The 23,400-nt window shown below is 71.2% G+C and carries 20 protein-coding genes; 3 read left to right on the plus strand and 17 right to left on the minus strand.

Annotated features, from left to right (window positions below; all coding sequences use genetic code 11):
* Positions 1 to 64: 64 nt before the first annotated feature.
* From alr to AB0I73_RS07610, 6 genes are all read right to left on the minus strand, one after another.
* Positions 65 to 1,237, minus strand: a complete 1,173-nt coding sequence (gene alr, locus AB0I73_RS07585; RefSeq protein ID WP_363034770.1) for an alanine racemase — start codon at positions 1,235 to 1,237, stop codon at positions 65 to 67.
* Positions 1,238 to 1,337: 100 nt separating this feature from the next.
* Positions 1,338 to 2,798 carry an NAD(P)H-hydrate dehydratase gene (locus AB0I73_RS07590; RefSeq protein ID WP_363034772.1) on the minus strand — a complete coding sequence of 487 codons (1,461 nt, stop codon included), beginning with the start codon at positions 2,796 to 2,798 and terminating at the stop codon, positions 1,338 to 1,340.
* A 160-nt stretch (positions 2,799 to 2,958) separates the two neighbouring features.
* Positions 2,959 to 3,129, minus strand: coding sequence for a hypothetical protein (locus AB0I73_RS07595; RefSeq protein ID WP_363034774.1), 171 nt, complete (start codon positions 3,127 to 3,129; stop codon positions 2,959 to 2,961).
* Between the two features lie 2 nt (positions 3,130 to 3,131).
* Positions 3,132 to 3,503, minus strand: a complete 372-nt coding sequence (locus AB0I73_RS07600; RefSeq protein ID WP_109377859.1) for a holo-ACP synthase — start codon at positions 3,501 to 3,503, stop codon at positions 3,132 to 3,134.
* A gap of 37 nt (positions 3,504 to 3,540) precedes the next feature.
* Positions 3,541 to 5,388 (minus strand): glutamine--fructose-6-phosphate transaminase (isomerizing), encoded by a 1,848-nt coding sequence (glmS, locus tag AB0I73_RS07605; protein ID WP_363034777.1) that lies wholly within the window; start codon positions 5,386 to 5,388, stop codon positions 3,541 to 3,543.
* A 414-nt stretch (positions 5,389 to 5,802) separates the two neighbouring features.
* Complete coding sequence (locus AB0I73_RS07610; RefSeq protein ID WP_363034779.1) at positions 5,803 to 7,257, minus strand: polysaccharide pyruvyl transferase family protein; 1,455 nt, start codon at positions 7,255 to 7,257, stop codon at positions 5,803 to 5,805.
* A gap of 233 nt (positions 7,258 to 7,490) precedes the next feature.
* Here AB0I73_RS07610 and coaA point away from each other — a divergent pair, with 233 nt between their 5' ends.
* Entirely contained in the window at positions 7,491 to 8,480 is a 990-nt protein-coding gene (coaA, locus tag AB0I73_RS07615; RefSeq protein WP_363034781.1) for a type I pantothenate kinase, read from the plus strand.
* A gap of 310 nt (positions 8,481 to 8,790) precedes the next feature.
* Here the strand turns inward: coaA and glmM are convergent, their stop codons facing one another.
* The 3 genes from glmM to rplM all read right to left on the minus strand — a co-directional run bounded on the left by glmM (position 8,791) and on the right by rplM (position 11,546).
* The gene (gene glmM, locus AB0I73_RS07620) at positions 8,791 to 10,149 is read right to left on the minus strand and encodes a phosphoglucosamine mutase (protein WP_363034783.1); all 1,359 of its coding nucleotides are present in this window, start codon (positions 10,147 to 10,149) and stop codon (positions 8,791 to 8,793) included.
* A gap of 398 nt (positions 10,150 to 10,547) precedes the next feature.
* On the minus strand, positions 10,548 to 11,060 hold the full coding sequence (gene rpsI / locus AB0I73_RS07625; RefSeq protein WP_109377693.1) for a 30S ribosomal protein S9: 513 nt from the start codon (positions 11,058 to 11,060) through the stop codon (positions 10,548 to 10,550).
* Between the two features lie 42 nt (positions 11,061 to 11,102).
* Entirely contained in the window at positions 11,103 to 11,546 is a 444-nt protein-coding gene (gene rplM / locus AB0I73_RS07630) for a 50S ribosomal protein L13 (protein WP_363034785.1), read from the minus strand.
* A 454-nt stretch (positions 11,547 to 12,000) separates the two neighbouring features.
* Between rplM and AB0I73_RS07635 the strand changes: the two genes are divergently transcribed.
* Positions 12,001 to 12,885: a hypothetical protein gene (locus tag AB0I73_RS07635; protein ID WP_363034787.1), complete on the plus strand. Its 885-nt coding sequence runs from the start codon at positions 12,001 to 12,003 to the stop codon at positions 12,883 to 12,885.
* 273 nt (positions 12,886 to 13,158) lie between these two features.
* Here AB0I73_RS07635 and AB0I73_RS07640 read toward each other — a convergent pair whose 3' ends face one another.
* The 5 genes from AB0I73_RS07640 to AB0I73_RS07660 all read right to left on the minus strand — a co-directional run bounded on the left by AB0I73_RS07640 (position 13,159) and on the right by AB0I73_RS07660 (position 20,160).
* A complete protein-coding gene (locus AB0I73_RS07640; RefSeq protein WP_363034789.1) occupies positions 13,159 to 14,247 on the minus strand; it encodes an NlpC/P60 family protein in 1,089 nt (362 codons plus the stop codon).
* 21 nt (positions 14,248 to 14,268) lie between these two features.
* The gene (locus tag AB0I73_RS07645) at positions 14,269 to 14,751 is read right to left on the minus strand and encodes a poly-gamma-glutamate biosynthesis protein PgsC/CapC (RefSeq protein ID WP_109377689.1); all 483 of its coding nucleotides are present in this window, start codon (positions 14,749 to 14,751) and stop codon (positions 14,269 to 14,271) included.
* A gap of 54 nt (positions 14,752 to 14,805) precedes the next feature.
* Positions 14,806 to 16,497 carry a poly-gamma-glutamate synthase PgsB gene (gene pgsB / locus AB0I73_RS07650; RefSeq protein ID WP_363034792.1) on the minus strand — a complete coding sequence of 564 codons (1,692 nt, stop codon included), beginning with the start codon at positions 16,495 to 16,497 and terminating at the stop codon, positions 14,806 to 14,808.
* 6 nt (positions 16,498 to 16,503) lie between these two features.
* Positions 16,504 to 18,798 carry a HAMP domain-containing protein gene (locus AB0I73_RS07655; protein WP_363034794.1) on the minus strand — a complete coding sequence of 765 codons (2,295 nt, stop codon included), beginning with the start codon at positions 18,796 to 18,798 and terminating at the stop codon, positions 16,504 to 16,506.
* 207 nt (positions 18,799 to 19,005) lie between these two features.
* The gene (locus AB0I73_RS07660) at positions 19,006 to 20,160 is read right to left on the minus strand and encodes a CapA family protein (RefSeq protein ID WP_363034807.1); all 1,155 of its coding nucleotides are present in this window, start codon (positions 20,158 to 20,160) and stop codon (positions 19,006 to 19,008) included.
* A 218-nt stretch (positions 20,161 to 20,378) separates the two neighbouring features.
* Here AB0I73_RS07660 and AB0I73_RS07665 point away from each other — a divergent pair, with 218 nt between their 5' ends.
* On the plus strand, positions 20,379 to 21,200 hold the full coding sequence (locus AB0I73_RS07665; protein ID WP_363034809.1) for a hypothetical protein: 822 nt from the start codon (positions 20,379 to 20,381) through the stop codon (positions 21,198 to 21,200).
* Between the two features lie 48 nt (positions 21,201 to 21,248).
* Here the strand turns inward: AB0I73_RS07665 and truA are convergent, their stop codons facing one another.
* The 3 genes from truA to AB0I73_RS07680 form a co-directional block, all read right to left on the minus strand.
* Positions 21,249 to 22,109 carry a tRNA pseudouridine(38-40) synthase TruA gene (truA, locus tag AB0I73_RS07670; protein WP_363034796.1) on the minus strand — a complete coding sequence of 287 codons (861 nt, stop codon included), beginning with the start codon at positions 22,107 to 22,109 and terminating at the stop codon, positions 21,249 to 21,251.
* 75 nt (positions 22,110 to 22,184) lie between these two features.
* Positions 22,185 to 22,712, minus strand: a complete 528-nt coding sequence (gene rplQ / locus AB0I73_RS07675) for a 50S ribosomal protein L17 (RefSeq protein WP_109377684.1) — start codon at positions 22,710 to 22,712, stop codon at positions 22,185 to 22,187.
* A gap of 205 nt (positions 22,713 to 22,917) precedes the next feature.
* On the minus strand, positions 22,918 to 23,400 hold a 483-nt coding region (locus AB0I73_RS07680), incomplete at its 5' end, for a DNA-directed RNA polymerase subunit alpha C-terminal domain-containing protein (protein WP_301649636.1).

The raw sequence follows: 23,400 nt of genomic DNA on the forward strand, positions 1-23,400 counted from the left end.
GGCTCCTCCGTTGTTTCCGTGCCTGCCGTGTCCGCGCCCACGTCGTCGCGTTCACGGCGTCGCGCTACGGCGTCGCATTCACATGGACGCGCGGAACGCGGGTTCCGATCCGGGTGACGATCTCGTACCCGATGGTGCCCGCGGCCTGCGCCCAGTCCTCGACCGTGGGTTCGCCGCGGTCGCCGGGGCCGAAGAGGACCGCCTCGGCGCCCGCCCGGGGTTCGTCCCCGCCCAGGTCGACGGTGAACTGGTCCATCGCGATCCGCCCCGCGACCGTGCGCCACTTGCCCTCGACCAGCACCGGGCCGGCGGAGGAGGCGTGCCGCGGGATGCCGTCCGCGTAGCCGAGCGGGACGAGGCCGAGGGTGGTCGCGCCCGGGGTGACGTAGTGGTGGCCGTACCCGATGCCCTCTCCGCCCGGGACGTGCTTCACCAGGGCGAGGGAGGCGGTCAGGGTCATCACCTGACGCAGCCCGAAGTCGGCGGGGGTGCCGATCTCGGGGCTGGGCGAGACGCCGTAGAGCGCGATGCCGGACCGGACGAGGTCGAAGTGGCTCTCGGGGAGGGTGAGGGTGGCGGCCGAGTTGGCGATGTGCCGGACCTCGGGGGCGACGCCCTGCTGCTCGGCCCGCGCCACCATCTCCCGGAAGCGGGTGAGCTGGACCTCGATGGAGGGGTGCCCCGGCTCGTCGGCGCAGGCGAGGTGCGACCACAGGCCCACGACGCGCAGCAGTCCGTCGGCCTCGGCGCGCAGCGCCCCGGCGATCAGCTCGGCCCAGTCCCCGGGCGTACAGCCGCCCCGCCCGAGGCCGGTGTCGGCCTTGAGGTGGACGCGTGCGGGCCGCCCGGCGAGACGCGCGGCCGCGGTGACCTCCTCCAGCGCCCACAGGCCGCTGACGGATACGTCGAGATCGGCCTCGACCGCCTCCCGCCAGGGCCCGCCGGGCGTCCACAGCCAGCACATGACGCGCACGTCGTCCGGCACCCCGGCGCCGGGCGCGCGCAGCGCCAGGGCCTCCTGCGGGGTGGCCGTACCGAGCCAGGTCGCCCCGGCCTCGACGGCCGCCCGCGCGCACGGGACCGCGCCGTGCCCGTAGCCGTCCGCCTTGACCACGGCCATGAAGGCGGCACCGGGCGCGTGGGCACGCAGGCTCCGCACGTTGGCGCGCAGCGCGGCCAGATCGATCTCGGCGCGGGCCCGCAGCGTCGCGCCCCGCACAGCATCTGTCTCGTTCATCGCGCCCCAGTGTCTCAGAGCGGTACGAGACCCCACAGGGAGCGGTACCGCACCACCGGGCGGCCTCCCCCGGCCGCCTCCTCCCCCGGCCTCCCCGCCCTCACCCGCGGACGACGTCCCGCCAGGCCGCCGGGAGCGTCTCCGCCACGTCGTGCGCCCCCACCGGCGCGCCGTCCGCCGCGAACCGTCCGGCGAGGCCGTGCAGGTAGGCCGCCGCGCTGCCCGCGTCCAGTGGCGCCAGTCCGGCCGCCAGCAGTGAGCCCGCCAGTCCGGACAGGACGTCCCCGCTCCCGGCCGTGGCCAGCCAGGACGTACCGGTCGGGTTCACCCGTACGGCCGTCGCCGTCCCGGCGCCCGGATCGGCGACCAGCGTCGTGGAGCCCTTGAGCAGCACGGTCGCCCCGTACCGTCCGGCCAGTTCGCGCGCCGCGGCCAGCCGGCCGCCCTCGACCTCCTCCCGTTCCACGCCGAGCAGCGCGGCGGCCTCGCCGGCGTGCGGGGTCATCAGTGTGGGCGCCCGGCGTGCCCGTACGGCCGAGACGTCGGCCAGCCGCAGTCCGTCCGCGTCGATCAGCACCGGTACGTCCGCCGCCAGGACCTCCGCCACGGGTCCGGCGTCGTCACCGGCCCCGGGCCCGACGACCCACGCCTGCACCCGCCCGGCGTGCTCCGGCCCCCGGTCGGACACCAGCGTCTCGGGGAAGCGGGCGATCACGTCCCGGGCGGCGGGACCGACGTACCGTACGGCCCCGGCGCCGCCCCGCAGCGCGCCGGACACCGCGAGCACGGCGGCGCCGGGATAGCGGGCGGACCCGGCGGCGATCCCGACGACGCCACGCCGGTACTTGTCGCTCTCCGCGCCGGGCACCGGCAGCAGCCGTGCCACGTCGGCGTGCTGGAGCGCCTCCAGCACCGGCTCGGCCGGCAGTTCCAGCCCGATGTCGACGAGCCGTACCGACCCCGCGTACTCCCGTGCCGGATCGACGAGCAGTCCCGGCTTGTGCGTCCCGAAGGTCACCGTGAGGTCGGCGCGGAGCGCGGTGCCGCGGACCTCGCCGGTGTCCGCGTCGACACCGCTCGGCAGGTCGACGGCGACGACCGCGCCGCGCGCCCGCTCGGCGGCCTCGGCGAGCGGCACCGCGTCCGGCCGCAGTCCGCCCTTGCCGCCGATCCCGACGATGCCGTCCACGACGAGATCGGCCCGCCGGATCAACGCCTCGGCACCGCCGGCCCCCACGGCCCGGCCCCCCGCCCGGCGCAACGCCGCGAGCCCGGCGGCATGGGCGCGCTCCGGCGCGAGCAGCACCGCCGTGACGCCCGCGCCGCGCCGGGCCAGCCGGGCACCGGCGTAGAGGGCGTCGCCGCCGTTGTCCCCGCTGCCGACCAGCAGGACGACCCTGCTTCCGTAGACCCGTCCGCCCTGGGCGCCCCGCCCCAGCAGCTCCGCGCAGGCCGCGGCGAGCCCGGCGGCGGCGCGCTGCATCAGCGCGCCCTCCGGCAGTCGCGCCATCAGTTCCCGCTCCGCCGCCCTGACCGTCTCCACGCTGTACGCAGTACGCATACGTCCGAGTGTCCCGTACGAAACGTCCCCACTCCCATGTCCGGGAAGCCGTCCCGCGTCTCGGAAGCCGGTCGGAAACTGTCGAGGCCCGCGTGCCCGTCGCATCCGTTGACGGCGCGCCGTGCCGTCGGCCGACCGGGCACTTTCCCCGCCCGGCCGGTCACCGGCGCCGTTCACGTCCCTGCCGCAGCAACCGGACCACACGCACCAGCGCGAACACCACAACGAGCAGGGCAGCGACGCCGAGAAGCACCTGGCCCCACACCGGCAGCTCGACCCCGGCTCCCCCGACCCCGGGAAACCCCAGCAGGATCCGGTCCACGGCGGCCACCGTCACCCCTCCGCGACCACGACCGCCGAGGCCACGCCGGCGTCATGGCTGAGCGAGACGTGCCACGACCGCACGCCCAGCTCCGCGGCCCGCGCCGCCACCGTCCCCTTCACCCGCAGCCGGGGCTGCCCACTGTCCTCGCAGTACACCTCGGCATCGGTCCAGTACAGCCCGCCGGGCGCCCCGAGTGCCTTGGCCAGCGCCTCCTTGGCGGCGAACCGCGCGGCCAGCGAGGCCACGCCCCGCCGCTCCCCGCTCGCCAGCAGCAGCTCACCCTCCACGAACAATCGCCGCGCGAGCCCGGGCGTCCGCTCCAACGACGCCGCGAACCGCTCGATCTCGGCCACATCGATCCCGACCCCGATGATGCTCATGCCGAGCACTTTACGGCGCCACCGGATCCCGGCGGGTTCACTCGACCGTGACCGACTTCGCCAGGTTGCGGGGCTGGTCGACCTCGTTGCCGCGGGCGGTGGCGAGTTCGCAGGCGAAGACCTGGAGGGGGACCGTGGCGACCAGGGGCTGGAGGAGGGTCGGGGTCGGCGGGATGCGGATGAGGTGGTCGGCGTAGGGGGTCACCTCGTCGTCGTCGTCCTCGGCGATGACGATGGTGCGGGCGCCCCGGGCGCGGATCTCCTGGATGTTGGAGACGATCTTGCCGTGGAGGACGGAGCGGCCGCGTGGTGAAGGGACGACCACGACGACCGGCAGACCGTCCTCGACCAGGGCGATCGGACCGTGCTTCAGCTCGCCCGCGGCGAAGCCCTCCGCGTGCATGTAGGCGAGCTCCTTGAGCTTGAGCGCGCCCTCCAGGGCGACCGGGTAGCCGACGTGCCGGCCCAGGAACAGCACCGTGTCCTTGTGGGCGAGGGTGCGGGCGAGTTCCCGTACCGGTTCCATCGCCCCCAGGACGCGCTCCACCGACCCTGCGATGGAGGACAGGTCCCGGACGACGGCGCGGATCTCGTCGCCGTACTTCGTGCCGCGGACCTGGGCCAGGTACAGGGCGACCAGGTAGCAGGCGACCAGTTGGGTCAGGAAGGCCTTGGTCGAGGCGACGGCGACCTCGGGGCCGGCGTGGGTGTAGAGCACGGCGTCCGACTCGCGCGGGATGGTCGAGCCGTTGGTGTTGCAGATGGCCAGGACCCGGGCGCCCTGTTCGCGGGCGTGCCGCAGGGCCATCAGCGTGTCCATGGTCTCGCCGGACTGGGAGACGGCGATGACCAGGGTCTGCTGGTCCAGGATCGGATCGCGGTAGCGGAACTCGCTCGCCAGCTCGACCTCGCAGGGAATCCGCGTCCAGTGCTCGATGGCGTACTTGGCGATCAGCCCGGCGTGGAAGGCCGTGCCGCAGGCGACGATGACGACCTTGTCGGCCTCGCGCAGCGCCTCCGGGGGGATCCGCACCTCGTCCAGGGACAGGGTGCCGGAGCCGTCGATGCGGCCCAGCAGGGTGTCGGCGACCGCCTTCGGCTGCTCGGCGATCTCCTTGAGCATGAAGGAGGCGTAGCCGGCCTTCTCGGCGGCGGAGGCGTCCCAGTCGACGTGGTACGTGCGGACGTCCGCCGGTGCGCCGTCGAAGCCGGTGACCGTGACTCCGTCCCGGCGCAGCTCGACGACCTGGTCCTGGCCCAGTTCGATCGCGGAGCGGGTGTGGTCGATGAACGCGGCGACGTCCGAGGCGAGGAAGGACTCGCCCGCGCCGACGCCCACCACGAGCGGCGAGTTGCGGCGTGCGCCGACGACCATGTCCGGCGCGTCCGCGTGGACGGCGACCAGGGTGAAGGCACCGAGCAGGCGGCGGCAGACCAGGCGCATCGCCTCGGCGAGGTCCGCGCAGGAGGAGAACTCCTCGGCGAGCAGGTGGGCGACGACCTCGGTGTCCGTCTCGGAGGCCAGGTCGTGGCCGCGCTCGGCGAGTTCGGTCCGCAGTTCGGCGAAGTTCTCGATGATGCCGTTGTGGACGACGGCGACCCGGCCCGCGTTGTCGAGGTGCGGGTGGGCGTTGGCGTCGGTGGGGCCGCCGTGCGTGGCCCAGCGGGTGTGGCCGATGCCGGTCGCCCCGGTGGGGAGCGGCCGGGCGGCCAGTTCCTTCTCCAGGTTGACCAGTTTCCCGGCCCGTTTCGCCGTGGCGAGCCCACCGTCCGCGAGGACGGCCACGCCCGCCGAGTCGTAGCCCCGGTATTCCAGCCGTTTCAGTCCGGCCGTCACGACGTCCAGCGCCGACTGCGGCCCCACGTATCCCACGATTCCGCACATGACCGGCAGCTTATGGCCCGTCAGGTTCGGAGAACGGCCGCCGCGTGCCCGGAACCGGAAATTCCCACCGGTGCGCGGAGAACGGTCGGGCACCGGTGGGAATCGTTGTCAGCGGCTGTCGGCCGAGCTTGGCGAGCCACCTCGCGTGCCTGTCGGCCGGGCCGGGGTCGTGTCCCGCCGAGTGGCGCGAGCGGCCTTGCCCGGTGCGTTCCCTCAACCGCGCGTCAGCTGCCCCAGGGGGCACGGCTCCCGCACCGCATGGGACACGCCCCCCGTACCGCACGGCTGACCCGCCGTCAGCACCACAGAAAGTCCCGAACCGCGTCCACACGGCGATGGCCTGCGGGTTCCGAGCGCTTGACCGGCTGCGCCGTCCGGCGGGACACGCCCCGGGCCGGCCCGGTACTCCCCCGGTCAGCCCTTCTCGCCGGACTTGCCGAGACGGCGCACGCGGCGGCGGACGGCGGGGCCGATGCGGACCGTGACGCGCTTCTCGATGCCACCGACCCGGCGCTCCAGGGCGGCAAGGCGCTTGCGGGTGGACGCCAGTTCCTTCCGCGCCTCGGTCAGCCGCAGGCCGGTCTCCTTCGTCCGCTTCTCGGCGGCGGCCAGCCGGGTGCGCAGTTCCTTGTTCTCCTGGACCCGCTTGTCCATACGGGCGTTGGTGACGGCGATCCGCTCCCGCAGCCGGCTGACCCGGTAGCGCATGTGGCCGTCGTCCGAGCCGTCCCAGACCGGCATCGAGGCGGGCAGGTCCAGGGCGGCGAGCTGAGCGTCGAAGGCCGCACCGCGGTCGCCGTGGGTGTAGGTGTTCCGCAGGTCGTTGCGGTCGAGGAAGGCGGTGATCCGCTCGAACCGCTCACCGTGATTCTTGATCATCGCCGAGTAGTCGGCGGTCTCGTACAGGTCGCGCGGGTCGGTGTCCGCGGGCAGCGAGTCGAGCGGGACGTGCGGGATGTCGAAGTAACGGCACAGCTCGAGGGTCCGTGAGTCGTGGGTGAGCACGACGCTCGGCGTACCGGCCAGCAGCGCGGCGATGTTGCCGTGGATCCGGGTGCCGTAGGCGAAGTCGCGGCCGCGCAGTTCGTCGATCCAGGTCGCCGGGTCCAGCGGCATGCGTACCTTGTTCTCGCGCATCAGCGGGTGGCTGAGCTGGAGCGGGAACGGGTCCTCCACGCCGTTCTCCGGCGTGATGTCGCCCCAGAGCAGCAGTTCCGCGTCGACCAGGTTCTGCGCGTAGTAGAGCAGGTCGGGGTACCGCTCCCACGCGGTACGGGCCAGCCCCGAGATGTCTCCCACGGGTACGGCGTTCGGGGAGAGGTTGAGGGCGATGCGCGAGGACTCGGTCAGCTCGGTGGCACGGATGGCCGGGAAGGTGTCCCCGTACAGGAACATGGACGGGCAGCCGATGATGTCGATGCGGTCGGCGGGGAAGCCCAGGCCGGTGAGGTAGCGGGCGGTGAGCTCACCGCGGACGCCGATGGACGCGGACCGGTCGAGGACGGCGGAGATGAAGCGTTTCACCGACGCGTTGAGCGGCTGCAGTTGGTCGGTGTCGTAGTCGGACCCGGTCTGGGCGCCCACACCGAAGACGACCACGGGGATGGTGAGCTGCTCCACCAACGTCGACAGCCGGTCCAGGGCTCCCTGGAAGGAGGGGCGGAAGGCGTTCGCGAGCGGCACGACGAAGACGTCGTACCGCTCATTGATCTCGGCCGCGCGCCGGGCGGACGGGTCGGTGCGTATACCGTTCGAGACGACTTCGGTGTCCGGCGCGGACAGCATCTTGTGCGCCGAGTCGCTGAAGAGCAGGTTGCCCGTGTTGGTCCCTATCAGGTCCTGCTGGATGAACTCGGTCGGCGTGGCCACGCGGAGCGGGCTCTTTCCAGAACGGATCAGGATGCGCTTCACTCGACTCTCCCCGGTTGTGGTGGTGGACTCGGCGACGGCCCGAGCTGTCCCCAGAGGGTAAATGCAGCGCAAAGAAGGCGTGGCCACAGGGTATGCACCTTGTACGCACACCCGTTCGTCGTCTCGTCGGCCGCCCGGCTCAGTGACGCAGCCCACCCGCCGTCCCGTTCGAAGTTCGTTAACAATGGACCGTGATCTCACCGGCCTCCTCGACTTCCCGGAGCGCCCACCGGCAACGGCCGGAGGCGACTCCCTACCTCGACCTCACCCGTGCCGAGTGGAGCGCCCTGCGCCACAAGACGCCGCTGCCGCTCTCCGCCGACGAGGTGGAACGGCTGCGCGGTCTCGGTGACGTCATCGACCTCGACGAGGTGCGGGACGTCTACCTCCCGCTGTCCCGGCTGCTCAATCTCTACGTCGGTGCCACCGACGGACTCCGCGGCGCGCTGAACACCTTCCTCGGCGAACAGGGCTCCCAGTCCGGCACTCCCTTCGTCATAGGGGTCGCCGGTTCCGTCGCCGTCGGCAAGTCCACCGTCTCCCGTCTGCTCCAGGCCCTGCTGTCCCGCTGGCCCGAGCACCCGCGCGTCGAGCTGGTGACCACGGACGGGTTCCTGCTGCCCACCAAGGAGCTCCAGGCACGCGGCCTGATGTCGCGCAAAGGCTTCCCCGAGTCGTTCGACCGCCGCGCGCTCACCCGTTTCGTCGCCGACGTCAAGGCCGGCAAGGACGAGGTGACGGCCCCGGTCTACTCCCACCTCATCTACGACATCGTCCCCGGCGAGCTGCTCACCGTGCGCCGCCCGGACATCCTGATCGTCGAGGGACTGAACGTCCTGCAGCCGGCGCTGCCCGGCAAGGACGGCCGTACGCGCGTCGGTCTCGCCGACTACTTCGACTTCAGCGTGTACGTGGACGCCCGCACCGAGGACATCGAAAGCTGGTACCTCAACCGCTTCCGCAAGCTGCGCGCGACCGCCTTCCAGGACCCGTCCTCGTACTTCCGCAAGTACACGCAGGTCTCGGAGGCGGAGGCACTCGAATACGCCGGAACGATGTGGCGCACCATCAACAAGCCCAACCTGGTGGAGAACATCGCCCCCACCCGCGGCCGCGCCACCCTCGTCGTCCGCAAGGGCCCGGACCACAAGGTCCAGCGTCTCCGGCTGCGCAAGCTGTGACGGCCGCACTGACCCTGCTGGCCCAGAAACGCTTCTGGACCAGCCGGCACGAACACCTACACCTGCACGGAATCCCCGCGTCCCGGCCCGGGGCCCAGGGCCTGTCCGGCGGATCAGGTCGCAGGAAATCGGCGGTGCCTTGTCAGCACGGGCGAGCGGGGTCTGGTGCGTGCAGCTGCAAGGCGGAGGAGGGAGTCATGGCGGAGCCATGACGACCGACGACAACGCCGCTGGGGGTCCCCCCTGCTCGAAGAGCTTGGGGGAGGGCGTACCAGACCCCGCGTCTGCGGCATGATCCGCCGGACAGGGCCTAACCCAGCTCCGACTTCACCACGTCCGCCAGGCGTCCCGCGACCGTGCGGGCCTGGTCGATGTCGGCGGCCTCCACCATCACGCGGACCAGCGGCTCGGTGCCCGAGGGGCGGAGCAGCACGCGGCCGGTCTCGCCCAGCTCGCGCTCGGCCTCCGTCACGGCCGCGGAGAGCTCCGCGGACGTCTTCACCCGGGACTTGTCCACGTCCGGCACGTTGATGAGCACCTGCGGCAGCCGCTCCATCACCGAGGCCAGCTCGCGCAGCGAACGCCCGGTCTCGGCGACGCGCGCCGCCAGCAGCAGACCGGTGAGCGTGCCGTCGCCCGTGGTCGCGTGGTCGAGGACGATGACGTGGCCGGACTGCTCGCCGCCGAGGGCGTAGCCCTTCTCCTTCATCTGCTCCAGGACGTACCGGTCGCCGACCGCGGTCTGGACGAAGTGGATGCCTTCGCGTTCCATGGCGAGCTTGAAACCGAGGTTGGACATCACGGTCGCGACGACGGTGTCGGAGCGCAGTGCGGAGCGCTCCCGCATCGCCAGGGCGAGCACGGCGAGGATCTGGTCGCCGTCCACCTCGGCACCGGTGTGGTCGACGGCCAGGCACCGGTCGGCGTCGCCGTCGTGCGCGATGCCGAGATCGGCCCCGTGCTCGACGACCGCGACCTTCAGCCGGTCCAGGTGGGTGGAACCGCAGCCGTCGTTGATGTTCAGCCCGTCCGGCTGGGCACCGATGGTGATGACCTCGGCCCCGGCCCGCGCGAACGCCTCCGGCGAGACCCGGGAGGCGGCGCCGTGCGCCTCGTCGAGGACGATGCGCAGACCGTCCAGCCGGTTCGGCAGGACGCCGACGAGATGGGAGACGTAGGTGTCGAGCCCCTCCTCGTAGTCCCGCACACGGCCCACGCCGGCTCCGGTCGGGCGGTCCCAGGGGGCGCCGGTGCGGTGCTCCTCGTACACGGATTCGATCCGGTCCTCCAGCTCGTCGGCGAGCTTGTGGCCGCCGCGCGCGAAGAACTTGATGCCGTTGTCGGGCATGGCGTTGTGGCTCGCGGACAGCATCACACCGAGGTCCGCGCCGAGCGCTGCGGTGAGGTGCGCCACGGCGGGCGTCGGCAGCACGCCGACCCGCAGGACGTCCACGCCGGCGCTCGCCAGCCCGGCGACCATGGCGGCCTCCAGGAACTCACCGGACGCCCGCGGGTCGCGTCCGACCACGGCGGTCGGCCGGTGCCCTTCGAACGTGCCCGCCTCGGCCAGTACGTGCGCGGCGGCCACGGAGAGACCCAGTGCCATCTCGGCGGTCAGGTCCGCGTTGGCGACACCGCGCACACCGTCCGTGCCGAAGAGTCGTCCCACTTGTCCTCCTGAGGAAGCGTCAGTATCGAAGCCGTGTCGAAACCATGTCGACGGCCATGTCGAAAGAGGTACCGAAGGCGGAACCGGGGGCGGTGCCGAAAACGGTGCCGTGGTGTCGGCCGAGGCGTTGTGAGCCGTACCGAGGGGTTTGACCGGTCGGCGCGTTCGACGGTTGCGCCACCGGTGCGGTGTGCGAGGTGTCAGAGGTCTTCGGCGGTTGCGCTGCCCTGGCGGCTCCCGCGCCTGCGGTCCAAGACAAGCGCTACCCGACCATCCGATCACATTAGCCTTCGAGCGCCTCGTGTCGTTATACGCCCGTCGCAGTGAGAAAACGAACGCCCCGGCGGCACTGTGGCGTGCCGCCGGGGCGTTCGGAGTACATGCAGGGGCAGCTGCAATCAGCGCTTGCTGTACTGCGGGGCCTTGCGGGCCTTCTTCAGACCGGCCTTCTTCCGCTCGACCGCGCGGTCGTCGCGGCGCAGGAAGCCGGCCTTCTTGAGCGCGCCGCGGTTGTTGTCGACGTCCGCCTCGTTCAGCGCACGGGCGACACCGAGACGGAGCGCACCGGCCTGGCCGGAGACGCCGCCACCCGCGATGCGGGCGACGATGTCGTAGCGACCCTCGAGCTCGAGCACCTTGAAGGGCTCGTTGACTTCCTGCTGGTGCACCTTGTTCGGGAAGTAGTCCTCGAGGGTGCGACCGTTGATCTTCCACTTGCCGGAGCCCGGGATGATCCGGACGCGGGCGATGGCGTTCTTGCGGCGGCCCAGGCCGGCGGCCGGCTGCGGCTCGCCGAAGCGGGAGGCCATGGACTCCGAGGTGTACTCGCCCTCGACGGGCACCTCGGACTCGGTGGTGTAGCTGTCGATGTCGATCTCTTCGAGCGGCTGCTCGGCAGTGGTCTCGGCCACGATGCTCCTCAGATTCTGTTCAGTCTTAGGGGGTGGCCGGACTTACTGCGCGACCTGGGTGATCTCGAACGGCACCGGCTGCTGGGCAGCGTGCGGGTGCTGGTCGCCCGCGTAGACCTTCAGCTTCGAGAGCATCTGACGGCCCAGGGTGTTCTTGGGGAGCATGCCCTTGACGGCCTTCTCGACGGCCTTCTCGGGGTTCTTCTCCAGCAGCTCGTCGTAGCGGACGGAACGCAGACCACCCGGGTAGCCGGAGTGGCGGTACGCCATCTTCTGGGTCCGCTTGTTGCCGGAGAGGTGCACCTTGTCGGCGTTGATGATGATGACGAAGTCACCGGTGTCGACGTGAGGCGCGTAGATCGGCTTGTGCTTGCCGCGCAGGATGGAGGCCGCAGTGGAGGCCAGACGACCCAGGACGATGTCCTGAGCGTCGATGACGTGCCACTGGCGCGTCACATCGCCGGGCTTGGGGCTGTACGTACGCACGGTTCGTAGCCTTCGCTTCTTCAGTGAGTGGTCCTGACATGGTCACCGAAGACGATCACGACAGCCCTGACCGCACCGCGGTGACGCAAACCGCGTGCTGGTCGCTGGTCATCGGCCCGGTGGACCGGTGTAAGGGCCCCTCACGTGAGAATGAGCAAGCCAATACACATAACAAACATGCAGAATACCCGCCCTCGGCCGGACGGGTCAAAACGAGTCCGCCGGTCGCGGGCGACACCGACTCTACAGCCGTCCGCCGCCCGTCCCCCTCCCGCCCGTCCGTCCCCCCGTTCGCCCGCCCCCACGACGACGGCGTCGTCCGCGCCACGGTCCACGGGTCGCACCAACCACCCGGAGATGTCGCTTTTGCTCATCGCCAGGGCGACAACACCAGGACCCGCACGCGGGGTTGGGGCGGTCCGGCACACCCCGCGCCCCGTCTAAGATGCGCCCCATGAGTTATGGGCAGGGGGGACCTCCTTCGCAGTGGGATCCCTGGAAACCGCAGTCTCAGCAGCCCTGGAACAGCGGGGGCGGCAACAGCCAGTCACCCGACTGGGCCGCACTGGCCGAGGCGTCCGAGACACGTCACAAGCGGCGCCGACTGCTGTTCATCGGCGGCGGCGCGATCGCCACCGTCGCGATAGGCACGGCCGTGGCGGTGGCCGTCGTCTCGGCGAACGGCAGCAACCAGGCCGCGGGCGGGCCGTCCTCCCAGGTGCCGGTGACCGCCGACCTGCCGAGCCCGACCGGCGCGGTCCCGTCGTTCGCCCCGACGAGCGCCCCGCCGCCGCTGGACCCGAAGGACTTCATCTCCAACGTGAAGAAGGACCGGGCGCCGCTGGCCCCGGACGTCCTCTTCCCGGGCACGCAGCTCACCATGGGCGAGACGGTGTACAAGAAGGGCCCGACGGCCGACACCCGCGACTGCGCCTCGGCCGCGAAGGCCACGCTGCCCAAGGTCCTCACCGACAACGGCTGCAGCCGCCTGCTCCGGGTCACCTATACCAAGGACGACGTCGCGGTGACGGTGGGCGTGGCCGTCTTCGACACCGAGGCCCAGGCCGCCAAGGCCAAGCAGCAGGCCGACACGAGGAGCATCATCAAGTCCCTCGCGGGCGGTGGCGTCAAGGAGTTCTGCGACGGCGCGGTCTGCCGCTCGACCACCAACTCCTACGGCCGCTACGCCTACTTCACCCTGTCCGGTTTCACCTCCGCCAAGGACGTGACGGAGCAGGACAAGGCCGTCTTCACCACCGGCAACGATCTCGCCGAGTTCACCTTCCGCCAGATCCGCCGCCGCGGCGAGGCCCAGGCATCAGCCGCCGCGAACGAGTGACGACGCCCCGGGGCCTGTCCGGCCGGTCACGCCGCAGACGCGGGGGCCGGCACGCCCTCCCCAAGCTCTTCGAGCAAGGGGGACCCCCAGCGGCGTCGTCGTCGGTCGCCGACTCCCCCGCTCTCGGCTTCGCTCACCCGCGCCGATGAGGCGCCGTCGCTTTCCTGCGACCTGATCCACCGGGCGGACCCTCGACGGCGAGGACCGCCCGCGGGGCCGACCGCGTCTCCGACCGGCCCCGCACCCCCGCCTCACGGCTGCCTCACCGCCGTCTCACAGCCGCTTCGCGCTGCGCAGCGTCTTCGCGTAGTACCCGTTGCCGTCCAGCCGGGAGACACCGCCGATGTCGCCGATGGTCGGGCCGTTCACCTCTTCACGGCTGGAGACGAAGATCAGGTGGCCCTCGGTGTCGTAGCCGAGCACCATGCCCACGTGGTCCAGCCGCTCCTTGGTCCGCGTGTCGAGCTTGAAGAAGACCAGGTCACCGGGCTGGAGCTGGTCGATGTTGGCGGGCCGGTCCTCCGCGGAGATCCCGGTCAGCGGGAGCACGTCGGCGCCCAGCTTGGAGCGGGCCATGCCGTTGGCGGTACGCGGCAGTCCGTCGCCGGAGGCACTGTCCAGGGACATCAGCGGGTAGCGGGCGCGGTAGCCGAGCACCATGCGGATGAAGCCGGAGCAGTCCAGGGACCTGGCCCGCATGGCCTCCGGCGTCCCGACGGCACCGTCCCGGAAGGGGTACTGGACACCGAGGAAGTCGTAGAAGTCGGACTGCTCCAGGCGCAGGTCGCCGCCCTCCGCGCCGGTGGTGTTCAGCGGGCCGAAGTCGGCGTCACCGGCGTAGAGCGTGCCCTGCTCGTCCTTCTTGTCCGGGGCGCCGGCCACGTACTGGAAGGCGAACGCGAAGAGGTCGTCCTCCTCGCTGTCCTTGTTCTCGGCGTACCAGTCCTTGAACCACTGCTCCTTCTCCGCGCCCTTCTTCCACTCCTCGGGCAGCAGCCTGACCCAGTCCCGGGTGGACACCTTGGACTTGGTCGAGGTCGGCTCCTCGAAGGTGCGGGCCTTCCCGGTCAGCGTCGCGGTGCGCGACCCGTCGGTGAGGACCGCCATGATCTGCCCGTCGCCACCGCGCAGCACCGAGCGCGCCGGGTTCTCCAGCCGGGACCAGGTCGCCTTGCTGTCGTCGTCCGACCCGCTCCCGGAGCCGCGGTTGCCGTCCAGGACACCGACGTTGCGGACCTCGGTGACCGCGGGCGCCTCCTGCTTGCGCAGCTCCACGGTCAGGTAGCCGGACCCCGCGACGAGCGTGAGCACCACCAGTCCGGGGACGATGTGGCGCGTCTTCTTCTTCCCTTTCCCAGCCATCGAAATGCTCCTCGGTTGTTGTCAGACAGTGGGCATGACGCCGAGCAACAGGCCGGCGGCGATGACGATGTAGGCCATGAGCGAGACGGTGCCCGTGGCCAGCAGAGTGGGTCCCTTGGGCTGGCGCACCATCTGGTAGGCGATCAGACCGGGCACGATGAACCCGAGGGTCTGGTTGCCGTACAGCAGCGGGAACTCGAGCGAGAGCACGATCATCACGGTGGCCTGGAGCAGCACGCCCAGCAGCACCACCGCGGCGAACAGCCGCTTGCCGTAAAGGATCACCAGTCGCTGCATCACCTTGGTGCCCGCGTAGGTCAGGGCGGTCACACCCACCACCATCGCCGCGCGCTGCAGGTCCTCGATGAGGGTGAGCGCCAGCCAGCCCGGGGTGATCATGCCGCCGGGCGACAGGTTGGTGGTGAGGTAGCACAGCAGTGAGAAGAACAGACCTATGGCGATGCCCAGGGCGGCCATCTCGGGGGTCAGGGCGGCGGTGATCAACGGGGTCTCCGGGCAGGTGTGCGGAAGGAAGGAGGGCGGTCGGCCCGCGGGAGGTCAGCGGCGCGGGGGCGGTCCACCGCTGTCCTCGTCGGTCGGATGCCAGGGCCCGCCGTCGGGCCCGTCGTAGTACGGCCGGTGTCCCTGCTCGGGTGCGTGCTCCTGGTGCTGCCCGTGCTGCGGAACACGCTGTGCGGGCCGCTGCGCGAACCAGCCCTGATGCTCGTGCTGGCCACCCTGGGCGTGCTGGGTGTGCTGGGTGTGATGCTCGTGCTGGCCACCCTGGGCGTGCTGGGCCTGCTGGACGTGCTGGCCACCCTGGGCGTGCTGGGCCTGCTGGACGTGCTGTGCCTGCCGGCCCTGCTGCTGCTCCTGGAGCGCCGCCTGCTGGGCGAGGAGGTTGCGGCGGATGACAGGGATCTCCTGGGTCTGGGAGGCCTGGTAGCGCTCCTCGTACGCCGTCGGGTAGGCGGCGAACGGGTCCAGGCGGGGCGCCTGCTGCGCGGGAACGGCGGCGACCGGGTCCGGCGTCCGCTCCGCGTCGGCCGGCTGCTCCGCGTCGGGCGTCTCGTCCGCCGGGAGTTCGGCCAGGTACTCCAGGAGTTCCTCACCCTGGCCGTGGATGTTGCCGATGGCGACTAGGGAGGAGCCGTCGGACATGCGCCCGAGCAGTTCCGGCATGAACTCGTGCGCGTCCCGGCGGTCGCCGCCCAGGTCCACCGCGCGGTCACGCCACTCGGCGGGGATGGCGTCGATGGCGCTCTTGGCGGGGTGCCCGATGACGAAGACGTTGTCCGGCTGGAGGTCGGGGACGATCTCGCCCATCTGCCCGTTGCGCTCCACGCGGTCCGGGCGGCAGTTGATGACGACGTTCAGCGGACGGCTGATCGCGCCGAGGTCGAGCAGCTGGTTGATGTTCATCAGCGTCGACTCGGGGTCGTTGGCCGCGAAGACGTTGGCGAAGGCGAGCCGCTTGCCCTCCTCGGTCACGTACCGCTCGACGGAGAGCACGCCGGGGTCCGGCGGGGCGTCGTACATGCCCTGCAGGGCGACCTTGCGCTCCACGCCGAGCAGCTCGGCCACGACCAGGGCGATCGCGACGTTCTCCTTGAACGTGAACCAGCTGAAGCCGCGCAGCTCCTCGTCGGTCACCGTCTCGGGGTCCGCGTAGATCAGCTTGCAGTTCCGGGCGTCGGCCTCCTCTTGAAGGATGTCGAAACGATCCTTCTCTGCGGTGACGCAGATGCCGTCCTGGGGCATGGAACGGCACAGCGAGCGGGCCACGTCGTCGAGCGTGGGGCCCATCTCGGCGAGGTGGTCCTCACGTACGTTGCACAGCACGCCGATCGTCGAACGGATCAGCTTGCTCTGGTTGACCTCCTGCAGGGCCGGCATGACCGCCATGCACTCGATGACGAGCGCGTCGGGCCGGTACGCGGCGGCCCGGCGGACGATGCCGATCTGCTCCACCACGTTGGCGATGCCGAACTTGCGGTAGACCGGTTCCTCGGTCGCGTCCGGGTGGATGAAGCGGGCGGCCGTGCCGGTCGTCTTGGCGACCGTGGTCAGGTCACCGCCGCGCAGGGCGCCGGCGCACAGCCGGGTGATGGAGGACTTGCCCCGGATGCCGTTGACCAGCACCCGGGACGGTATGGAGTGCAGGGCGGCGTAGTGCCGGCGCTGCTCGACGATGCCCGCGACGAGCAGGAGCACGCAGCAGACCAGCAGGGCGAAGTAGAGGTAGAGCACGGCGGGTCACCTTCCTCCGGCGCCGAGCCGGGGTTCACCGGGTCGGGGCTCGGTCGGCCGGGGTTCGGCGGGGCGGCGGGACTGGTTCTGCCTGCGGGCCTGAAGCTGCTGGCGGATCAGTTCGAGGCTGCGGACGACCGCTCCCACCTCGTCGTGGTACGTGGGGTAGAGCACCGACTTCAGATCGCCGTCGGCCAGCTTCTCGGCGCTGGTGGCGAGGGCCCGCAGCGGCCGGGCGACCACCAGGTGCACCCAGCCCAGGCAGACCACGATCGCGGCGAGACCGAGCAGGCCGGCGAGCACACTGCGGTCCTCGCGCTCGTACGCGGTGATCTGGAAGCGGTCGGCGTTCTGCCAGCTGACCACGGTCCAGCCGATGTCGGCGGCGACACCGCCGCCGGAGAAGGGAGCCGCGGCGGCGACGGTGACGTTGCCGCCGTCCCGGATGAGCAGACCGTTCTCGACGGGTCCGGCGCCGACCTGCACGCTGCCCGCCCGGACCAGGTCGGTCAGGGCCTCGCGGGGCAGGTCCTCGAAGGCGAGGAAGCCGTTGCTGGCGGCGAGGGTGCGGCCCTTGGGGTCCACCACCCGGACCTCACCGAGGCCGGGACGTTTCAGCAGGGAGTTCAGGAACTCGATCCGCACCTCACCCACCAGGGTGACGCCCTTCTCCTCGGGCACGGGGGCGCCGGCCTGGAGCACCGGCTTCTTGCCGCCCTCCCCGGACACCCTGACCAGGGGCAGCTTCTTGTCGTCGCTCCAGTCGTGCGGGTCGCCACCGGCGCGGGCGACGACCTCTCCGCCCGCGTCGACGACGTACAGCGCCGCGTACCGGGTGTGCTTGCGCAGGGCGTCCTTGAGCATGTTCTCGGTGGCGTCCCGGTCGGCCACGTCGACGAGACGGGAGGCGGAGACCAGGTCCGCCTGGGCCTCGTTCAGCGCCCGGCGGACCCGGTCGGACACCAGGTCGGTGCGGTCACGCTGGTCGTTGACCATGGTGGCGGGCACGCTGACCGAGTCGTCGGTGCGGTTCAGCAGCAGGCCGACCGGCAGGCACCACAGGAGCAGCAGCACCGCGGTCACCACGAGCTGCGCCCGGATGCCGAACCGGAGCCGGCTGCCCGGCTTCCCGGCGCTCGCCCCACCGGGGCCACCGGGACCGCCCGGACCGCCAAGCTGGCCCCGGAGCCGTTCCAGGGCGGAGCCGATACGAGCGGCCTCGCCGCCGCGGAAGGTGCCGACGGGACGGGTCAGGTCACCCCGGGCGAGCCGGCGGGACTCCAGGAACAGACGCAGCAGCGGACGCTGCACCCGTGCCCACAGCACCGCGGCAGCCAGCAGTCCGAGCACCACCAGGGCGCCGGCCGCGATCAGCCCGTACAGTTCCCGGTCCGCCGCACCGGCGCTCTGCTCGGCGACCACGGGCAGCATGGCCACGACGGTGAGTCCGAGGCCCGCCGCCACGCTGTCCTTCTCCTCGGGGTCGGAGGAGGCCAGGGAGGCGTAGCCGGCGGTGGCGACGCGACCGTTGTAGTCGTCGCCCACCAGGGCCCCGCTGACGCCGGGGTAGCCGCGGGAACCGGGCTCCTTGGCGGTGACGGGGTGCTGCTCGGTGTGCTCTGCGGCTTGACCGGACAGGTCGGACATCTGCTTCTGGAGGAAGTCGAGTTCCTCGCGCTGCTTGTCGGAGTTCAATGCCTCCGACTGCTCGAATCCGGCTGTCGCCAGCACCTCGCCGTCCTTGGCCACGACCGCCATGGTGCGGAACGGACCCAGCGTGATGGGCGGCACGGACAGGCTGTTGGAGGCGATCAGCAGCTGCTGCGGACGGTCCTTCCAGTCGAGGACCACCATGGTCATCAGCCGGACGTCACCGGTCTCCAGCCGCACCATGCGCGGGACGAGGGCGGTCTTTCCGGTGAGGACCTCCTTGTCCAGCCAGGCGAGCGGGATGCGTTCGCCACGCGCGGCGAGCACGTCCCCGCTCTCCAGGTCCACCACCGTGGTGCCGGTCCACTTCTGGTACGTCCTGCCCAGGTCGGACAGGACGTCCTCCGGCTCGGCCGGCTTCCCGGCGTTCAGCGCGGTGGCGGTGCGCCGCAGGTCCGTGACCCGCTCGTCGATCGAGGCGCGCAGGGCGATCGCCCCGTCCTCGGCGAAGTGCTGCTGGGAGGAGAGCACCGCCTTGGGCACGACGGGGTCGCCGCCGGGACCGAGCACCTTGGCGGTCAGCCCGGCCAGGGCGAGGATCAGTACGCACAGCACCGCGATCGGCGGGCGGATGCCGCCGAGCAGGGGCATGTCCGCCCGTCTGCGACTGCGGCGCTGTCTATGCGCTGAGGGCGGCGCGACATGGCTCGATGTCACCGGTGGTCTTCCTTGGTCTTGACGCGAGTGCCGGGCGTACGCCGGGGCACCACTACCTCGGCCGTGCGACGTCGTCACTGAATGGACTGATAAACGCCGACAAGGTTGTATCCCTGACGCGGACTTCGGGTGTGGGTCCTGTCACTTCTCCATCGAGAGCTGCTCCAGGCCGTCGCCGCCGGGGGCGCCCCGGTTGTAGAGGAAGCCCCGGGTCCGGTCGAGCGCCAGCCGGTAGCGGGCGAGCCGCTCCTCGGACAGGTCTCCCGGCTCGTCGAGCATCTGCTGGGCGTCCACCAGCCGGAGGTCCCGCACCGCGCCCTCGGGCACCTCTTCCTCGTCCTCCACCTTGGGCGGAATGTCCACCAGCGTGGTGCGGTAGCGCGCGGTGACGTCCCAGCCCTCGGTGGTCTCCTGGAACTCGAACCAGCCGATGGCCCCTTCCTCGGTCAGTCCGGTCGGCGAGGAGTGCCGGGCCACATGGTTGCCGAGGCTGTAGGCGACCCAGGTGCCGTTCACCTTCTGGATCGGCTGGACGACGTGGGCGTGATGGCCGATGACGAGGTCGATCCCGGTGTCCTCGGCGAGACTTTCCGCCAGCCGCAGTTGCGCGACACCCGGCTCGTTGTAGTGCTCCGCACCCCAGTGGATCGAGAGGAGCACCACCTCGGCGCCCTGCTCCCGGGCCCGGGCCTCTTCCTTCTTGATCTCCGCCAGGTCGGTCCCCTTGAACGCCCAGCGCTGCTTCTCGGGAACCGGGTGGACGAACGACTCCCAGGAGTAGGAGAGATGCGCGACCTTGACGCCCTCGACGTCACGGATGTTGATCCGCTCCGCCTCCTTGGCCGACCGCGCCGACCCGGCGTGTCCGAGGCCCACCTCGTCCATGACGTCCAGCGTGCGCCGCACCCCGTCCAGCCCGTGGTCGAACGTGTGGTTGGAGGCCGTCGAGCAGGTGTCGTAGCCCACGTCCTTCAGTGACGTCAGGACCTGCGGGGGGACCAGGAACTCCGGGTACCCCTCGAAGGGGCCCTCCGGCTTGCCCACGGGTGTCTCCATGTGGCAGATAGCCAGGTCCGCCTCACTGATGACAGGCTTCACCCCGGCGAGCAGCGGCCCGAAGTCCAGCCCCTTCTCTCCCTCACCGGTCTCCTCGGCGTCCTTGGCCGCCTGCTCGACCAGCTCGGGGTGGATGAGCACGTCACCCGTGGCCGCGACGGTGAAGGAGCGTCCCCCCGGCTTGGCCTGCGGCTCCACGGAGCCGTCGGCCGTACCGCACGAGGCCAGCAGGCCGGTCAGCGCGATCAGGGTGGCAGCCACCCGAACCTTAGGGAGAGACTTACGCTGTGTCACTCGGTCATGTTCACACGGTCCACACGGCCATCACGCCAATATCCATTACGAGACAGTCACGTTTCTCTCCGATTCTCGCCCTGTTGCTACTTTTTCTGACAGTGACGGGTTGCCAAGCTGACTCGGAGCGGAAATCTGAGGAAACTGTTCCGGCATCCCGGGAACTGGTGGACCTTCGCGGCCGTGTCCTCACCTACACGGAGGCCATCGAGCGCGACGGCCCCTACACGCCCCCCGACGCCGACCAGCGTGACCGGCTCGCCCGCGGCATCGGACGACTCCTCGACCGGGACGCACGCGAGGCGGACGAGATCCTCGCCCCGATCGGCCTGCGTGTGACCCGCCTCACCGACACCGCGACCGGCCGCCGCTACGACGAGGTCGCGGCCTCGGACAAGGGCCCGAGCACGGGCTGGGGGCGCCTGTATCTGAACGCGGACTCCACCGTCCGCTGGAACGCCCAGGTGCCGCATCCCGTCGCCGACCGAAAGACCGAGGCGCTCGGCCTACGGCTGCTGGAGGACAACCCCGGCGGCGCGCTGGTCCTGGCCGGCGCCCACCGCCGGGCGGGCGACGGCGACGCCGATGTGGCCCACCGCGAGGACAGCGCCTTCCACCTGATCGTCGTGGAACTGCAGAAGCGCGGGGTGCCCGGCATCCAGCTGCACGGCTTCGCCGAGTCCTCCGCGAAGCGCTACGACGCCGTCCTCTCCGGCGGCGCCGCGCAGAGCGCACCCGGCGAGGCCTCCGTCCTGGCCGACCGACTGGAGGCGGACGGGCTGCGGGTCTGCCGGGGCTGGTCGGCCCGCTGCCCCCTGGAGGGCACCACCAACGTCCAGGGCAGGGCGGCGCAGCAGCACCACGCAACCTTCCTGCACCTGGAGCTGGCCCCGGACGGCCGCGGCGACGGCCCCGACGCCGAGGAGGTCGTGGCCGCCCTGTCGGGCCTGCTCACGACCTGGGCGGAGGAAGGAGCAGCTCGTTGAACAAGGTGCCGCGCAGGGTGCCGAGCGGCGCGGCGGGCGCGGTGCGGGTCAGCAGCACCGCACCGTCGCCGGCAGCGACCGCTTGTTGCGGGCCTCCTTGTTGCGGGCGGCCAGGAGGTCGTCGGCCGGGTAGCCGACCTCCTCCAGGGTCAGCCCGTGCGGACGTACGACATGCACCGCCGAGTCCCGTACGCCCGCCGCCAGCACCTTGCCCGGCCAGTCGGGCTCGCGGTGCCCGTCGCCGACGAACAGCAGCGCCCCGATCAGCGAGCGCACCATGTTGTGGCAGAAGGCGTCGGCCCGGACCGTCGCCGTGATCACGCCGTCCGCGTCACGCAGCAGGCTCAGCTCCTGGAGCGTACGGATGGTCGTGGCGCCCTCCCGCCGCTTGCAGTACGCGGCGAAGTCGTGCTCCCCCAGCAACCGCCGGGCGGCCTCGTTCATGGCGTCGACGTCAAGGGGCCAGTCGTGCCACAGCACATGGCCGCGCAGCAACGGGTCCACCCCGCCGGGGTGGTCGGTGACGCGGTACGCGTAGCGCCGCCAGACCGCGGAGAACCGGGCGTTGAAGCCCGCGGGGGCCTCGGTGAGGGACCAGATCCGCACATCGCGCGGGAGCCGTCCGGCGAGCCGCTTGAGCAGCTTCTCCCGGTGCTCCTCCCACAGTTCGACCGGCAGGTCGACATGGGCCACCTGGCCGCGCGCGTGCACCCCGGCGTCGGTCCGGCCGGCCACGGTCAGCTCGTAGGTCGTCTCCCCGGACCGCGTGACGGTCCGCAGGGCGTCCTCGATCTCCCCCTGCACGGTCCGCCTGCCCCCGGCCTGCTTGGCCCAGCCGGAGAACTCGGTCCCGTCGTAGGAGAGATCGAGACGGACACGGACGTGTCCGGGCTCTATTTCGTCACTCACGTACAGATCCTCTCAGGCACGCGAAAGCGGGCCCGCCCACAAGGGCGGACCCGCTCAACGTGAAGCAGCGCTGCCTCAGGCGTCCTTGGCGTCCTCGGCCGGGGCCTCGGCGGCCTCGTCCTTGGTCAGGTCGGCCTTGGCGTCCTCGGCCGGGGCCTCGGCGGCCTCGTCCTTCTTGAGGGCGTCTTCCTTGACCGCGCGCTTGGTCGCGGCCTCGGCCTCGCCCGTCGCCTGCTGCGCGACCGTCAGGGCCTCGACCAGCTCGATGACGGCCATGGGCGCGTTGTCGCCACGGCGGTTACCGATCTTGGTGATACGGGTGTAGCCACCGGGACGGTTCTCGTACCGCGGGCCGATCTCGGTGAAGAGCGTGTGGACGATGCTCTTGTCCGTGATCACCTGGAGCACCTGACGGCGGTTGTGAAGGTCGCCCTTCTTCGCCTTGGTGACCAGACGCTCGGCGTACGGGCGCAGCCTGCGCGCCTTCGCCTCGGTGGTGGTGATGCGCCCGTGCTCGAAGAGCGACTTCGCGAGGTTCGCGAGCATCAGCTTCTCGTGCGAGGCGCTGCCGCCCATACGGGCACCCTTGGCGGGCTTCGGCATGGTGTATCTCCTAGGTGTCTGCCCCGGCCGTATCAGGTACCGGAGTCAGTATCCGAGCGAACGGTTGTTCGTCGGAGATCCGGGGCGTCCCCGAAGGGGCGCCCCGGAAGGGGCGCGGGGCGGTGTCGACATGCGACTCCGTCGCGTGGGCGCGATCAAGCGCAGCGGACCCGCACCCGAAAAACGGACCGTCCGGCCCGAGCCCTCAGTACTGCTCGGTCTCTACGAATCCGGCATCCGCGTCGTCGTCCGCGCCGAAGGCGTCCGCCGCAGCGGTGGGGTCGAATCCAGGCGGGCTGTCTTTGAGCGCAAGGCCCATCCCCGCCAGCTTCGCCTTGACCTCGTCGATCGACTTCGCACCGAAGTTGCGAATGTCGAGGAGGTCCGCCTCGGAGCGCGCGACCAGCTCACCCACGGAGTGGATGCCCTCACGCTTGAGGCAGTTGTACGACCGGACGGTGAGCTCCAGCTCCTCGATCGGCAGCGCCAGGTCGGCGGCGAGAGCGGCGTCCGTCGGGGACGGACCCATGTCGATGCCCTCGGCGTCGATGTTCAGCTCGCGGGCCAGACCGAACAGCTCGACCAGGGTCTTGCCGGCCGACGCCATGGCGTCACGCGGACGCATGGCCTGCTTGGTCTCGACGTCGACGATCAGCTTGTCGAAGTCGGTGCGCTGCTCGACACGGGT

Source organism: Streptomyces sp. NPDC050388 (assembly GCF_040655635.1).
Taxonomy (GTDB): Bacteria; Actinomycetota; Actinomycetes; order Streptomycetales; family Streptomycetaceae; genus Streptomyces.

Coding starts and splice junctions, on each gene's coding strand:
- glmS (WP_363034777.1), bottom strand. CDS start 5,388: ATGTGCGGAATCGTGGGATACGTGGGGCCGCAGTCGGCGCTGGACGTC.
- rplQ (WP_109377684.1), bottom strand. CDS start 22,712: ATGCCGAAGCCCGCCAAGGGTGCCCGTATGGGCGGCAGCGCCTCGCAC.
- AB0I73_RS07590 (WP_363034772.1), bottom strand. CDS start 2,798: ATGCGTACTGCGTACAGCGTGGAGACGGTCAGGGCGGCGGAGCGGGAA.
- alr (WP_363034770.1), bottom strand. CDS start 1,237: ATGAACGAGACAGATGCTGTGCGGGGCGCGACGCTGCGGGCCCGCGCC.
- AB0I73_RS07655 (WP_363034794.1), bottom strand. CDS start 18,798: ATGCCCCTGCTCGGCGGCATCCGCCCGCCGATCGCGGTGCTGTGCGTA.
- AB0I73_RS07640 (WP_363034789.1), bottom strand. CDS start 14,247: ATGGCTGGGAAAGGGAAGAAGAAGACGCGCCACATCGTCCCCGGACTG.
- AB0I73_RS07600 (WP_109377859.1), bottom strand. CDS start 3,503: ATGAGCATCATCGGGGTCGGGATCGATGTGGCCGAGATCGAGCGGTTC.
- AB0I73_RS07635 (WP_363034787.1), top strand. CDS start 12,001: ATGAGTTATGGGCAGGGGGGACCTCCTTCGCAGTGGGATCCCTGGAAA.